The 14501-nt window shown below is 55.9% G+C and carries 16 protein-coding genes and 1 tRNA gene; 11 read left to right on the forward strand and 6 right to left on the reverse strand.

The window, feature by feature from the left end; all coding sequences use genetic code 11:
- Window positions 1-4 precede the first annotated feature (4 nt).
- Window positions 5-1519, forward strand: a complete 1515-nt coding sequence (locus tag RBB81_RS06460) for an efflux transporter outer membrane subunit (protein WP_353073112.1) — start codon at window positions 5-7, stop codon at window positions 1517-1519.
- Window positions 1520-1684: 165 nt separating this feature from the next.
- Window positions 1685-4315: a glycoside hydrolase family 2 protein gene (locus tag RBB81_RS06465; protein ID WP_353073113.1), complete on the forward strand. Its 2631-nt coding sequence runs from the start codon at window positions 1685-1687 to the stop codon at window positions 4313-4315.
- Window positions 4316-4346: 31 nt separating this feature from the next.
- Here the strand turns inward: RBB81_RS06465 and RBB81_RS06470 are convergent.
- A tRNA-Val gene (locus RBB81_RS06470) sits at window positions 4347-4423 on the reverse strand.
- 80 nt (window positions 4424-4503) lie between these two features.
- On the opposite strand from RBB81_RS06470, the gene RBB81_RS06475 reads away from it, so the two are divergent.
- The 6 genes from RBB81_RS06475 to hscB all read left to right on the forward strand — a co-directional run bounded on the left by RBB81_RS06475 (window position 4504) and on the right by hscB (window position 8971).
- Window positions 4504-5079, forward strand: a complete 576-nt coding sequence (locus tag RBB81_RS06475; RefSeq protein ID WP_179581189.1) for a CDP-alcohol phosphatidyltransferase family protein — start codon at window positions 4504-4506, stop codon at window positions 5077-5079.
- A gap of 378 nt (window positions 5080-5457) precedes the next feature.
- Window positions 5458-5925, forward strand: a complete 468-nt coding sequence (locus RBB81_RS06480) for an RrF2 family transcriptional regulator (RefSeq protein ID WP_179581190.1) — start codon at window positions 5458-5460, stop codon at window positions 5923-5925.
- Window positions 5926-6008: 83 nt separating this feature from the next.
- A complete protein-coding gene (locus RBB81_RS06485; protein ID WP_353073903.1) occupies window positions 6009-7277 on the forward strand; it encodes an IscS subfamily cysteine desulfurase in 1269 nt (422 codons plus the stop codon).
- Window positions 7278-7339: 62 nt separating this feature from the next.
- A complete protein-coding gene (iscU, locus tag RBB81_RS06490) occupies window positions 7340-7756 on the forward strand; it encodes a Fe-S cluster assembly scaffold IscU (protein WP_353073114.1) in 417 nt (138 codons plus the stop codon).
- Window positions 7757-7858: 102 nt separating this feature from the next.
- Complete coding sequence (locus RBB81_RS06495) at window positions 7859-8359, forward strand: HesB/IscA family protein (protein ID WP_353073115.1); 501 nt, start codon at window positions 7859-7861, stop codon at window positions 8357-8359.
- Window positions 8360-8971, forward strand: a complete 612-nt coding sequence (gene hscB, locus RBB81_RS06500; protein ID WP_353073116.1) for a Fe-S protein assembly co-chaperone HscB — start codon at window positions 8360-8362, stop codon at window positions 8969-8971. It begins immediately after the preceding gene.
- Between the two features lie 23 nt (window positions 8972-8994).
- Here the strand turns inward: hscB and RBB81_RS06505 are convergent, their stop codons facing one another.
- Window positions 8995-9168 (reverse strand): hypothetical protein, encoded by a 174-nt coding sequence (locus RBB81_RS06505; protein WP_183790324.1) that lies wholly within the window; start codon window positions 9166-9168, stop codon window positions 8995-8997.
- 754 nt (window positions 9169-9922) lie between these two features.
- Between RBB81_RS06505 and RBB81_RS06510 the strand changes: the two genes are divergently transcribed.
- A complete protein-coding gene (locus RBB81_RS06510) occupies window positions 9923-10534 on the forward strand; it encodes a cysteine hydrolase family protein (protein ID WP_353073117.1) in 612 nt (203 codons plus the stop codon).
- Between the two features lie 398 nt (window positions 10535-10932).
- Here the strand turns inward: RBB81_RS06510 and RBB81_RS06515 are convergent, their stop codons facing one another.
- Entirely contained in the window at window positions 10933-11112 is a 180-nt protein-coding gene (locus tag RBB81_RS06515) for a hypothetical protein (RefSeq protein WP_353073118.1), read from the reverse strand.
- Window positions 11113-11167: 55 nt separating this feature from the next.
- Entirely contained in the window at window positions 11168-12040 is an 873-nt protein-coding gene (locus tag RBB81_RS06520) for a protein-L-isoaspartate O-methyltransferase family protein (protein WP_353073119.1), read from the reverse strand.
- 203 nt (window positions 12041-12243) lie between these two features.
- Here RBB81_RS06520 and RBB81_RS06525 point away from each other — a divergent pair, with 203 nt between their 5' ends.
- Window positions 12244-12420, forward strand: a complete 177-nt coding sequence (locus tag RBB81_RS06525) for a hypothetical protein (RefSeq protein ID WP_353073120.1) — start codon at window positions 12244-12246, stop codon at window positions 12418-12420.
- An 11-nt stretch (window positions 12421-12431) separates the two neighbouring features.
- Here RBB81_RS06525 and RBB81_RS06530 read toward each other — a convergent pair whose 3' ends face one another.
- Window positions 12432-12758 (reverse strand): hypothetical protein, encoded by a 327-nt coding sequence (locus tag RBB81_RS06530; protein ID WP_353073121.1) that lies wholly within the window; start codon window positions 12756-12758, stop codon window positions 12432-12434.
- A 546-nt stretch (window positions 12759-13304) separates the two neighbouring features.
- On the opposite strand from RBB81_RS06530, the gene RBB81_RS06535 reads away from it, so the two are divergent.
- On the forward strand, window positions 13305-13727 hold the full coding sequence (locus RBB81_RS06535; RefSeq protein ID WP_353073122.1) for a hypothetical protein: 423 nt from the start codon (window positions 13305-13307) through the stop codon (window positions 13725-13727).
- A 195-nt stretch (window positions 13728-13922) separates the two neighbouring features.
- Here the strand turns inward: RBB81_RS06535 and RBB81_RS06540 are convergent, their stop codons facing one another.
- Window positions 13923-14420: a DinB family protein gene (locus RBB81_RS06540; RefSeq protein WP_353073123.1), complete on the reverse strand. Its 498-nt coding sequence runs from the start codon at window positions 14418-14420 to the stop codon at window positions 13923-13925.
- Between the last annotated feature and the right edge of the window lie 81 nt (window positions 14421-14501).

Raw genomic sequence — 14501 nt, forward strand, 5'->3', positions numbered from 1 at the left:
CTCTATGACGAACCTTCGATTTACCCTCGCGATTTGCCCGGCACTCACGGCGCTTCTGTTGACCGGCTGCATGGTGGGGCCTAAGTACCACACGCCTCCGGCAGTTGCGCAGGCGCCACCTGCGACATACAAGGAGTCGCCGACGCAGTTTCAGGATACCGATGGCTGGAAGGTGGCGCAGCCGCAGGATGCGATGCTGCATGGGAAGTGGTGGGAGATTTACAGCGATCCCGAGTTGAATGCGCTGGAAGAGCGATTGAACATCGACAATCAGAACATCAAGCAGTTTTTTGCGAACTTCATGGAGGCGCGGACTCTTATCGCGCAGGCGCGTTCGCAACTCTATCCGACTGCTTCTGTGGGACCTTCGTATTCCCGTTCCAAGTCTTCCGCGAATCTGGGGCGTTCTTCCCAAGCCAATACGGGCGCAACGAGCTCCATTGGCACCTTGCCGCTTTCGGTTTCGTGGGAGCCCGATCTTTGGGGTAGGGTCCGCAGTACGATTCACGAACAGCAGTACAACGCGCAGTTGAGCGCGGCCGATCTTGAAAACGAGAAGCTGACCGAACAGGCGAGTCTTGCTACATTCTTTTTTGAGATCAGAGGTCAGGATGCTTTGCAGGCTATTCTGAACGACACGGTGGAGGCGGACAAGAAGGCACTGGAGTTGACGCAGGCGCAATACGAGACTGGCGTTGGCGACCGGATTTCGGTGGTGGAGGCGCAGAACACGCTCCAGAATGTGCAGTCGCAGGCGATCAACCTCGGCGTGGGGCGCGCTCAATATGAACATGCCATTGGGCTGCTGGTAGGAGCGAATGCGTCTGCCTTTTCTATTCCTGTGAAGGCTATGAGTGTAGTTCCGCCGCCCATACCGATCGGGTTGCCGTCGGCGTTGCTGGAGAGGCGGCCGGATATTGCCGCTGCGGAGCGAAACATGGCGGCGGCGAACGCACAGATTGGCATCGCGACTGCGGCGTACTATCCCAATCTGACGCTGAGCGCGTCCGGTGGGTTCGAGAGCTCTACCTTCAAACATCTGTTTGACTGGCCGAGCCGGTTTTGGTCGATCGGGCCGACGGTAAGCGAGACGGTCTTCGATGCGGGGCTGAGGAGGGCTACGGTGAATCAGTTTAGAGAGGTCTATAACGCTGATGTCGCGAGCTATCGGCAAACAGTGCTTACGGGGTTTCAGCAGGTAGAGGATGCGCTTTCTTCGGTGCGAATTCTTTCGCAGCAGCAGATACAGCAGCAGGAAGCGGTGAAGTCGGCGGAGGAGTTTGTGACGCTCGAGACCGCGCGGTACCAGACGGGCATCGATCCGTACGTGAATGTGGTGACGGCGCAGACGACGTTGCTGACGGATCGGCAGTCGGTCGCGACTGTGCGAGTGCAGGAGATGACGGCTTCGGTGCAATTGATTGAGGCGCTGGGTGGAGGATGGGACCGCTCGCAGTTGCCTACGCCGGCACAGGTTTCAGAGAAGCTGTCGAAGGCAGAGACAACGATTCAACGATGAGGCTAAAGGTGTGACCTTTGCCTGATGATCGTGTAGGGTTTCTATGTCTGGCGCGGTGTCGATTTTCGCGCTGCAAATCTCTGTGGTCTAACGATCAAAGGTGCGGGTTGAATGCAAATGAGAGTTTGGGGATCGGCATTGATGCTGTTATTTGCTGCAGGTTTGATGGGATTGGGTCCTGTGGCTTTGGCAGCTAGTTCGACTCTTCCTCAATCTGTAACGCTCTCAGCTGGCTGGCAGCTGCAGGATGCGGCGAAGGTGACGCAGGCCGGGGATGCGATCGCTTCGACAAACTTTAAACCGCAGAGTTGGTACTCCGCGACGGTACCGGGGACGGTGTTGACGAGCCTGGTGAATGCAGGTGCTTACCCAGAGCCTTTGTATGGGGAGAATAATCGGCCCGACAAGATTCCCGATAGCCTTGCGCGTACGCCGTACTGGTATCGTACGGTCTTCGAGGTGCCGGAGACGTACGCCGGGAAGCATGTGTGGTTGAACCTGGAGGGGATTAATTTCTCCGCCCAGGTGTGGGTCAACGGGACGCAGGTGGGCACGATGAAGGGCGCGTTCAAGCGGGGGATCTTCGATATCTCAGCAGAGGCAAAGCCGGGGAAGAAGGCGGTCCTGGCTGTGCTGGTGTCGCCGCAGCCTCATCCCGGAGATCCGCATGAACACACGATTCGCGATGGCGTCGGCAGGAACGGTGGAATTACCGCGATTGATGGGCCGACTTTTCTGTCGACGATTGGCTGGGACTGGATTCCTGCGATTCGGGATCGTGACACTGGAATCTGGCAGAAGGTTTTTCTCTCGGCGAGTGGGCCTGTGGTGATTAAAGATCCACTGGTCACGACCGATCTTCCTTTGCCCAAGACTGATGCGGCAGATGTCTCGGTGCAGGCGCGGGTGGAGAATGTGACGGATGCACCGCAGAAGGGCGTGTTGAAAGGAACCTTTGGAGATGTCACGTTCGAACAGAGCGTCGAGGTGGCGGCGCATAGTTCGCAGACGGTTACGGTCGATTCGAAGAACACGCCGGCGATGCATGTGGCGAATCCGAAGCTTTGGTGGCCGAATGGCTATGGGCCGCAGAATCTTTACAAGCTGCATTTGAGTTTTGAGGTGGATGGAAAGACGTCGGACGACAAAGATGTGAGCTTTGGTGTTCGCAAGTTTACGTATGCAGTGCCTGACTCGGAGAACCTGACGATCTCGGTGAATGGGGTTCGAGTGTTTATTCGCGGAGGGAACTGGGGATTGGATGAAGCGATGAAGCGCAATCCGCGGGAGCGGCTGGAGGCGCAGATTCGGATGCATCAGATCGCGAACATGAACATGATTCGCAACTGGGTGGGACAGAGTACGAGCGAAGACTTTTATGAGCTGTGCGACAAGTACGGAATCCTGGTGTGGGATGAGTTTTTCCAGCCGAATCCCTCTGATGGGCCTGATCCGGATGACTTCGATACGTACATGGCGAATGTGCGCGACAAGATTCTGCGGTTTCGGAATCATGCTGCGATTGTTTTGTGGTGTGCTCGCAATGAGGGGTATCCGCCGAAGAAGATCGACGATGCGCTGCGCGTTTTGATGACTGAGTTGGAACCGACCCGGCTGTATCAGGCGAACTCGGCAGATGGGCGCGGCGTCAATTCGCATGGGCCATATCACTGGAGGACGCCACGTGAGTTTTATGTCTATGACGAGGCGTTCAAGACGGAGATTGGAAGTGTCTCGGTGCCGACGCTGGAGTCGATTCACGGCATGATGCCGGAGAAGGATTGGGAGACGATCAACGACGACTGGGCGGAGCATGACTTTGCCAAGGGCGCGGCTGATGGCGACAAATATCCCGCGATGATTGCGGATCGGTATGGCAAGGTGGCGAACCTTGCGGACTTTGTGCGGAAGTCGCAGCTGGCGAATTACGAGGCGTTCCGCGCGATGTATGAGGGACGCAATGCGAAGCTGTTTCATCCGACGACGGGTGTGATTACGTGGATGAGTAATCCTGCGCAGCCAAGTTTCGTGTGGCAGATCTATCATCACGACCTCGAACCGAACTCGGCTTTGTTCGCGGTGAAGAAGGCAGCCGAGCCGGTTCATATTCAGCTGAATGAATCGAACGGAGAGGTCCAGGTCATCAATAACCTGAATACTACCTTGGAGGGAGCGCATGCTCATCTGGCGATCTACAACCTTGATGGAGCGGTCAAGTATGAACACGATTTCGATGTGACTGCTTCCCCGAGCCTGGCGACTACGCTTGGATCTGTGGCGTGGCCCGCGGATCTTTCGACGGTTCACTTTGTGAAGCTTGAGCTACGTGATGCGGCGGGAAAGCTGGTTTCGGATAACTTCTATTGGCGTGCGCTGCCTGAACATCAGGACGATCTGAAGGCGCTTGATAGTCTTTCTACGATCGCGCTGGATGCGAAGGTGAGCCGTAGCGATGCTGACGGAAGGAGCTTGATCACGGTGACGCTGCATAATCCGGATAAGGAAGTTGCGCTGATGACACATCTTCAGTTGCGGCGGAAGCGTTCCGGCGAGCGAGTGCTGCCGGTGTACTACAGCGATAACTATGTGTCTTTGCTGCCGAATGAGAGCAAGACGATCACAATTGAGGCGGCGACGGCGGATCTGAAGGGCGAGGGCGCGCTGGTGGTTGCGGATGGATGGAATGGCAGGGTCGTTGCCGGGAGTGCGGCGGGAGTGGGGATCGAGACCAATGGCGAAGCTCTGGTGGAGCATTGGCCCGTGACCGGGCTGCCGATGATCTCGGCGACACAATGACCAGGTGCGAGGGGCTGGATTTTGGAAGGGATGGTAGGCACGAGGAGACTCGAACTCCTGACCTCTACCGTGTCAAGGTAGCGCTCTAACCAACTGAGCTACGCGCCTGTGCGTCTTCCCAGTCTAAACGGAGATCTGCGTTGGGGCAACCTTCGCGGGGTTGGGATAGGATGGATTGACCCCGCAACGTGCCCTTCCTGAGCCAATTTCGCGCCGCACCGAACCTGCTTACGCTGATGCGGCTCTTTATTATCCCCTTCCTTTTGATTGAGATTCTGGATGGGCACTACGGCGTCGCGTTTGGGTTGTTCATGCTTGCGGGGATCAGCGATGCGTTGGATGGTTTACTGGCGCGGTGGCTTAGTCAGAAGACTACGCTGGGACAGTATCTCGACCCGATTGCTGATAAGCTCCTGTTGAGTTCGCTCTTTGTGGTGCTGACGCATGTTGGGCTGATTCCGCTGTACGTAACGGTTCTGGTCTTCAGTCGCGATGTGGGAATTCTGTTGATAGCAACGCTGCTGTTTGTGACGGGAACGCTGCGGGACTTCAGGCCCAGCGTATTTGGAAAGCTGAACACGTTTGTGCAGATCGTTGCTTTGATTGCGGTGATATGTCAGAAGCTGTTTGTGTCGCAACAACTTGCGACGCTGCGGGATATTCTGGTGCGCGCGATCGCTGTGCTGGCACCGCTCTCTGCAGCGCAATATGCATGGATTGTGCTTCGCAGAATGAGTTCTCCGCCGGAGCAGACCGTCGTTTAGTCGTCGGAAGGGATCTCGGCTAGGGCGGTCTTTTCTTCGATGGCGATATCGCTGTACTCGGCCGAATCGAAGACTTCTCCGCACTTTTGACACTCAACAAATTCAGCGTCTTCCTCGCGGGCGACTATTTTGACAATGGGATGTTTGCAGATGGCAGTCATTTGGGGAGAAAAAATGTGAATGGTATGGATTTTGCGCGTCCGCAGACCCCTTGTCAACCTGGATTCTGGACTTTGTCTGATGATAAATTTTGGATAGAGTCTGAATATCGAGGGCTCTGCCTCCCTGTTGCACGCACCGAATTTTGGACGTACACTATCTAGGACTGGAATTGTCTGATTTGCGTCAATTTTCAGGGAGCGGGAGCTCAAAGCCGACATGCTGCGTCTGACCAAAAAAGCCGATTATGGTCTGATGGCTCTGAAGTATCTGGCGGAGCAGACAGACGGCAGTGCGCACAGCGCAAAGGATATCGCTGAGGCTTATCACATTCCTCCTCAGCTGTTGGCGAAGATTCTACAGACTTTAGCGAAGGCTGGACTTCTCGTTTCGCACGCAGGAACTAACGGCGGCTATGCACTGTCGCGAAGCGCAATGGAGATCACGGCGTTTGAGGTGATCCGGGCGATCGATGGGCCGCTTTTCATTACAAGTTGCATTACGATTCACGGGACCTGCGACCTGGCAGGGCATTGCACCATCAAAGAACCATTGCGCAAGGTGAACGACAGCATCAAGGATCTGCTGAATGGACTACGTATCTCTGACCTGATCGAAGCCGGGGATGCGGAACAAGTTGGATCGGGCGCCCCGGTGGGCGGGGGTCTGGTAAGCATTGCGGTTTAGCCACGGCTGACTGACGGCGCGCAGAGTTTGAGATTAGTAGAAGAGTTAGAGACACGAGTTTGGGAGATACGATGAGCAACGAGATGAGCAACAACGGCGTAGTGATCAGTGAGTCCTCAGCATCATTGCCGGCCGGCGTTACGCTGCCGATCTACATGGACAACCACGCGACGACACCGATGGACCCGCGGGTTTTGGATGCGATGCTGCCATACTTTGGCAAGGTGTTTGGTAACGCAGCGAGCCGCAACCATGTGTTTGGCTGGGAGGCGGAGCAGGCCGTTGAAAAGGCTCGTGAGCAAATCGCCAAGTTGATTGGCGCGACCGCGAAGGAGATTATCTTCACCAGTGGTGCGACTGAGTCGAACAACCTTGCCCTTAAGGGAATCGCCGAGATGTATCGCGAGCGCGGCAACCACATTGTGACGCAGGTGACCGAGCACAAGGCTGTTCTAGATACGTGCAAGAAGCTCGAGAAGCAGGGCTATCGCGTGACCTACCTGCCGGTGCAGGCGGATGGTCTGATCGATTTGGAGGATCTGAAGCGTGCGATCGACGACAAGACGATCCTGGTTTCGATCATGTACGCGAACAACGAGATTGGCGTGATTCAGCCCATCGCTGAGATCGGCAAGCTGTGCCATGAGAAGGGCGTGATCTTCCACACCGACGCGGTACAGGCTGTGGGCAAGATTCCGGTGGATGTGCAGAAGGACAATATCGATGTGCTCTCGCTTTCGGGACATAAGATCTATGGGCCGAAGGGTGTTGGCGCGCTGTACGTTCGTCGTCGCAATCCTCGAGTGCAAATCTCGGAACAGATCAATGGTGGCGGCCATGAACGGGGAATGCGGTCAGGTACGCTCAATGTGCCGGGTATCGTCGGGCTGGGCGCGGCTTGTGAGATTGCCGGCCAGGAGATGGAGGCCGAGGCGAAGCGCGAGAAGGAACTGCGCGACTACATGAAGGCCAAATTCGAGAAGGCACTGGACTATGTACACGTGAACGGCAACATGGACCATCATCTGCCGGGGAACCTGAATATGAGCTTTGTCTACGTCGAGGGCGAGAGTCTTTTAATGGGAATCAACGATATTGCAGTTTCTTCGGGCTCGGCCTGCACCTCGGCGACACTTGAGCCATCTTATGTATTGAAGGCTTTGGGTTTGGGCGACGATGTGGCGCACAGTTCGATCCGGTTTGGTTTTGGCCGGTTCAATACGAAGGCTGAAGTCGACTACGTTTCGGACAAGGTGATCAATGTGGTTTCGAAGCTGCGAGAGCTTTCGCCGCTCTATGAGATGGTGAAGGAAGGCATTGACCTAACGAAGATCGAATGGGCTGCGCACTAGTCTGGCGGCATTCACAGTTTAGAGTTTTGGAATTTGGAATAAGTGAGAGACAGGAGAACAAGATGGCATATAGCGATAAGGTAGTAGACCACTACAATCATCCACGAAACGTTGGCACGCTGGACAAGACCGCTGCCGAGGTTGGCACCGGGCTGGTAGGCGCGCCGGAGTGCGGGGACGTGATGCGTCTGCAGATTCGCGTGAATCCCGAGACGAACGTGATCGAAGATGCCAAGTTCAAGACCTTCGGCTGCGGTTCGGCGATTGCTTCTTCCTCGCTCGCGACGGAGTGGGTGAAGGGCAAGACGATCGACGAGGCGCTGGCGATCTCGAACACGGACATTGTGAAGGAGCTTGCGCTTCCTCCGGTGAAGATTCACTGCTCGGTGCTGGCGGAAGACGCGATCCGCGCGGCGATCGGCGACTGGAAGAAGAAGAACAAGGTTGCCGAGACGGCAGCGGTTGCTGTTGCTCACTAAATTTTGAGCGATGGTACAGGGTTGAGACCACGGTAGCGGCGCATTTTTCAGTCGCGTCGTTACCGTGTTCTGTTGGTAGTGAGTAGCAGCAAGGACGGCGATATGGCGATGGTGACACTACAGACCGCGGCGGAGATGGAGGCGGCCCAGCAGGCTGCTGCATCCGGTCAGCCGAAGAATGCGCTGGCGGGGATGAATGTGCTGACTGCGCAGGGGCAGGAGCCGGGCCAGAAGGGCATTCAGATTACTGAAAAGGCGCTGAAGCGAATCCGTGTTGCGATGGCCAAGGAAGGTGTGTCGCCGGAGCAGGGCGGGCTGCGGGTCGGGATTCAGGGTGGCGGCTGCTCGGGTCTGAGCTACAACATTCGCTTCGATACGCAGCCTCGGGAGCGGGATCGTGTGTATGCGTTTGGTGAGGGGCTGGCAACTGCCGGCGATCCTACGGACGGTGCGGCGATACGGATCTTTGTCGATCCGAAGAGCTTTATTTATCTGCACGGGATGGTGCTGGACTTTGAAGAGACACTGATGCGTCAGGGGTTCAACTTCATCAATCCGAATTCGACCAAGAGCTGTGGGTGCGGGTCGAGCTTTACGGCGTAGATGGATTATTTTTCCTTCTTCGACCTTCCGCGGAAGCTGGCGCTGGATGTTGTGGCGTTGGAGAAGCGGTTTTATGTGCTGAGCCGCAAGCTGCACCCGGATCGGTTTGCTTCGAAGCCGGTGGCGGAGCAGGAGGCGGCGCTGGCGCAGAGTTCGCTGCTGAACGATGCTTACCGGACTCTGAAAGACCCGATCTCGCGGACGCAGTATCTGCTGACGCTTGAGGGTGTGGAGTTGGAGGAGCAGTCGAAGGCGGCGACTGATGCGGCGCGGGCATCGGGCGAGCAGAAGAAGCAGATTGTTCCTCCTGAGTTGCTGGAAGAAGTCTTCGAGCTGAACATGCAGTTGCAGGAGATGCGGGCGGCCAACCAGATGGGCGAGGATGAGCCGGAGTTGCGGCGCGATCTGATGACAGCGAAGGACACCTTCGACGCGAAGATGGTGGAGACGCAGGCGGAGTTGGAGGAGCTGTGGTCGGTTTGGGACTTCGGGGTGGACGCCGGGGATGAGGTGGCGAAGACTCGGGCCAAGGATGCGATGGTGGTACTGCTGAACAAGCGGAGCTACTTGCGGAACCTGGTGCGGGATGTCAATGAGGCCCTCGGCCTGTAGCTCTCTGCAGTCGGGTGCGTGGACTAGTCGGCGATTAGTCCGGAGAACGGTAACTCCTGATTGTGCAAACGTTCTCTGAGGAGTTGGTTCTTCATGAGAAGCTCTCCGATCAGCTGATGTAGACCAAACATTCGGGCTTGCGAACGCATGGCGTCGGTTGTTTCGTCTGGCTCTTCGATGAGGTGACTCGTGTTCATAGTGTTTGACCTCCTAGGAAGTAATCTAGTTCGGGTCGTTCGATCCGTATAGACCTGTTGGGATGCTAAGAAGGCCCCACTTTTGAGGTGGTGGTACGCGCGCACTCGAAGTTGATGGCTATGTCCGTCGCGGCTTCGCGAAGGGCCCGGCCAAGATGAAGTCGTCGATGGTGGCGAGAGTGGGATCTTTTCGCACTCGGTCAGGTCGGTTTCAGTGAGCGCCTCGAGATACCGATGCCTGTGGAGCACGGGGTTGAGTCCGGGCTGTGATGGGTCTGCATTGTTCACTCCTTTCCCAGGGGGTACCCCCCACTAGATCTTGCGTGTAAGTATCTTATTATGAATAACTTGCTGAAAACTGATTTTGGCAAATTAGTCATTCCAAAAGGCTTACGGCTAAATACGTCCAGTCATTGGACTTAGCCACGAGGAAGACGAAACGTCGTTCGGTTCGCGGTGTTTTAAGAAGAAAAGCCCCGGCGGGTGGCCGAGGCTTCTCTAATCTTCTGTATTCATTATAGCGGAGTCCACGTAACTAATACGCTACGCGAATGTGCTGGATTGACGCGGGGTTTTCATGTTTCGGGGCTTGACAAGGTTTGGGCTGGGCGATGGAAGGCTGGCGGTGACACTCGACAGGCAAACTTTGTCCAATGCGGCGAGGATCTGCCCTTTTACGGTGTGATTGAAGGGAGTAACGTCGCTCTAAACTACAATCTTTGACCGGCGGCCTCTGTGCCGAAGGGAGTCTGATATGGCTGACACATTCACGATTGATCCGGCCCGCACGGCCGTCCTGAGCATGGATTGTCAGGCCGGCATCGTTTCCATCTATACCCGAGAGGGCAAAGACACCTTTCTGGTTCGAGTCGCGAGTGTTCTCAATCATGCACGTGCTGCCGGCATGACCGTAATCCACATCCAGGTGGGTTTTCGACCGGGACACCCCGAGATCTGTTCGCGGAATGCACTCTTCGGCGCCATTAAATCCTCGGAGCAACATCAGCGGCTATTCCGGGAACCGCTTGGAGCGATCCCGGATACGATCGCGCCGCAAGACGATGAGATTGTTATCACCAAGCACCGAGTCAGCGCCTTTGCCGGCACTGATCTCGCTATGATTCTTCGCGCCAACGAGATCGATACGTTGGTTCTTTACGGCATTGCGACCAGTGGCGTCGTCCTTTCCACTCTTGTCGAGGCTTCCGACGCCGATTACCGTGTTGCGGTTATCGGCGACTGTTGCGCCGACCTGGACTCAGCGCTGCACGATTGCCTCATTCAGCGATTCTTCCCTACACGCGGGGCGGTCTTCTCGTCTGAGAGTTTTATCGCCGCCTCATCGAGGACGGATAAACAATCGTGAAGAGTTCCTTCATCGAGGCTTCGAGGCCAGGTGGGCGGCCTGCAGATTTGATCAGTTGCTGCTTGCTGCGACGAGAGATGTCCCGACCGTTGGGTGCCGACCCCAGGACACGGTCCGACGGTGTTGTTCTATGACTTCTCGCCACTAGCGGCATACCCAATAAACAATTATCCCGCCACCCACTACACTCCCCTCTCGCCACGTAAACCGGCGTGATCTGGACTGCCAATCCAGATCGAGTCTCGAAAGTCGGACCTGGTTTTTGGGAACTTGCTCAAAAGCTGACTTTGCAGGCACGACTTGAAGCTATGCGATGGCAGCGTGCGAAAAAGATGACCTGCACCATCAACCCTTCCGGGCGGACGATGCGGGCCTTAGTGGGTAATTCAGCCTTGTATTTAGTGACTGTCACCGTCGTGGTCGGCATCGCCCGCGCTTGCGGATTGGTGACCATTAGCGCTGATCGAAACAGTGTCGGTTGGAGCGGAAGTTGATTGGGCGGGTACAGGAGTGGAAGCCTTCTGCACCTCTGCCTGAGGCAGCACGGGGACAGAGGAACTGATAGCGGCAATACTCATAGTGAAAACACCTCTACAGCCGCTAATCGGCACAAGAAGGTATCCCTTTAGTCGTTCATATGGTCACAGCGCTCAGGCAGAATCCGGGTGCATGCACAATGCAGGTATCGGTTCTGTCATGATGTTCCTTCCGGACAGACTTCAGGCGCAGCATCGCGTGCGATTCAAAGCTATCGTTCAGCATCGATTGCAAAATGGGATCGCGCATGCTTGGACTGGAGTAGATGGTAATGATCGACAGGATCTCCGCGGCAAATTGATTGTGTCGCCGCGTGATTCCGAGAACCATGGCGTCATTCACACTGAGTTGTCTTCCTACGGAAAGGGGTAACACTAAGACCCCGCCTTCGCTCAGACAATCGAGCCAAGCAGGGTGCGGGTGGGTAACTCCCGCGTTGATGAGGATTGCATCACAAGGAACAGGATCGACATCAGCTCCATCCCTGTTCAGCACCTTCACATGGTCGTAATCCATCAAATTTGTGACGGCAATTTCGGCGAGAGTGGAATCGATTTCAGCGGCAACCACTGAGCCTCTGGATCCGACCACTTCGGCCATAATCGCGGTATAGTAACCCGTTCCGCAACCGCAGTGAAAGGCGCGCTTACCCGGGCTCAGTTTGAGCGCGGCTATTAGGCGTGCGATTATGCTGGGCTGGCCATTGTTCAGAAACTTCTTGCTTTCAAGAGCCACAAACACATCATGATAGACGTCGCATACGCTACTCGTGGTGCGATAACTGGAGTGCTTTACAGAGGTACCGGACGAGAACTTCCAAGGTGGCGCTCCAAGGTACCGTTCTCTTGGAACCCGAGCGAATGCAGACACCAAATCAGGCGATTCGAGACCGGCAACTATGCGGAGTTCCTCGGAGTAGAAACGGCGAAGCTGGTCCAGTGTGAAATGATTGTTTACCTCTTCGGTCATCGTTTCCTTCGAAATCAACTTGCGTCTGTTTCGGATTGAGCCAAGTGAATAGTTCGACTCTACACTCTAAGAGATTTCGTAGAAGGGCCGAAGCAACCTCCACACAAGTATTAGTTCCATTTTGGACCTGGTCGACGATGACCAGAGCGGACTTTCAGCAAAACGGGGTTAGCGGCAACTTCGCTTGATAGTCGGGGTGCTCTATGCGACGCATGGCCACCAAAGGACCGCAGCCCACCTACACTGAGATCTGCACCAACTGTGGCGTCGTTATCCCTGTCCGCGACGTCGTCAACATCGACGCCAAGAACAACGGCTGTCCGAAGTGTGGCGAGGCCTGCAAAGTGCCGGGGTCTGAGAAGTGGCAGCTTGGAAACTAAAGGCCTCTGCACTATTGTCTGGGATTTCCGCCAGAGAGCAGGATCATCGGAATCTGCGAAGCCAGCTGCAGGTCAATCAACATCACCAGCCGCCGATCCAACTGGAAAAACACCGCGGTTTTCCTTCCTGGTATCACGTTGTTGAAGAGCGAAGTGTATCTCAGCCGTAACTCCGCAACCGATTGATCGACGCCAAGCATCTTGCGTACCAGTCCCATTGCCTGATCGTCGGTCAAGGTAGAGTAGCTGGATGCGAACTCTTTGAGCGCCGCATACTTCGCATCGTTGATCCTCACCAGATCGGCAGTGTACTGGTCATACAGCGGCCAGAATTTCACCGCCTCTTGATCAGTCAGCTGAAGATTTGAAGCGATGATCTGCCTTTTCTGTAACCGAACATCCTTCCGTAATAACTCGATATTTTGATCCGTAGCGCTCTGGGTAGAGTTGTCAGACGGGGTTTGCGCCGAACTTTGACTGCAATAGAGTCCAGTCAAAATTACCATTGCTGCAATGCTGAACGATAGAAGACTTTTCCTTATCACGGATATCTCCTTCCCATCGCTGTCGTTTGGTTGAACCCGCAGGGACCTCAGGGTGCAAGCAGAATCTTACGCCTTACTATCGCGAGCCGGGCAAGTCGCTCATCGAACGACGATCCAAAACCTGGCGTCGAAGTTCTCCAAGTTCGAATCTCCCGCGCACGCCCTTCGGCGCGGATGAGATTTTGAACACTCACCCGGCAACCAATCGAGTGGCGGCATAACGTTGAAGTCGGTGGCGGAACCTTTAGTTGCTCGGACTAATTGCTCGGACCAAAGCACAACATTTCTTCGAGGCTGTACTCTTATTCTGGAACTATCGTAGGGGGTGGCGAAATGGCGATGAGACTCTCAACGCAAACTTTCGGATCAATTGCGATTGCGGCCGCACCCGCGGGCTCCACTCCGTCTAATACAGCATTTACTCTGACCTCCAGCGGAGGACCTTTCTGCATTCTCGGGTTCTACGTCAACGCATACAAAATGGATGCGTCGGTAGCAGGTCTGGTTCAAATTGAGCTGAGTCGGATCAACGGACAAGGAGTTGTGCACCCGGCCGTGGAGATCGCTGAAGGCATATCCGTAAAGCCGCAGGATCTCGTAGTCAGTTATGGATCAGTGATGAGTTCTTCGTACAGCCTCTCATTTCAGGTTACTCAATGGCCTGCGGCTAGCGGCATAGGCTCGTCGTTCAACATAGAGGGAACGATCGTCTTTCTCGCAGACGAAACCGTTACACTCGCGGTCGCTGTATCCGAGCCTTAGACCGAGACCGCGTCAAACAAGACCGCTGAGACGGAGCGTAGAGTCCAGCTGGGCCCCGCAATTCAGGGCGGTCAGTCGGCACATATCACCGATTCACCCACAGGCAACCAATCGAGTGGCGGCATAATGTTGTAGTCGGTGGCCGAACTCGCGGTGGCGAACTCCACCTTGAAAAGTGATGCAGGGGATGCAGGTTTAGTTACCGCGTGCGGTGAGGCGCTCCAGTTGCTGGATGTGGTTGATGTCGTGGCCGGCCATGGTCTCGACGATGGTCCAGAGGGTCATGGTGCCGCGCTCGGGGTGGGTGGCGGTGCGGCGGCGGTCGTCTTCGGAGACGGTGGCGAGAAAGAGGAGGTTCCAGTTGCGTGTGGCCTGGAAGAGGGCGAGTGCGGGTTCGAGGTGGTAGACGGCGTAGCGCTGGGACCAGGCGTCCTGGTCGAAGGGCTGGATGATGTGGTGGGGTTGGTCGGGTGCGGAGGCGAGGGTCTGACGGAGGCGGAAGGCGAAGACCATCTCGGTGTCGGCGAGGTGGGTGATGATGTTGCAGATGCTCCATTTGCCGGGGGCAGGTGGTGTGTTGACCTGCGCGCCGGTGAGGTGGGCGGTGAGGTTGTGGAGGCGCTCGGCGGTGCTGGTGAGGACAGGGATGGGGTCGCGGCCGTCAAGGTACTTTGCGTAGGGGTTTAATTCCATCTGGAGACGGTATCACGGGTGGGTGGGGTGGAGGCTAGTTGGTTTGGGAGGCTGGGCCCACTTCGCGTGGAGCGGTCACTT

The organism is Tunturibacter gelidoferens, assembly GCF_040358255.1.
Lineage (GTDB): Bacteria > Acidobacteriota > Terriglobia > Terriglobales > Acidobacteriaceae > Edaphobacter > Edaphobacter gelidiferens.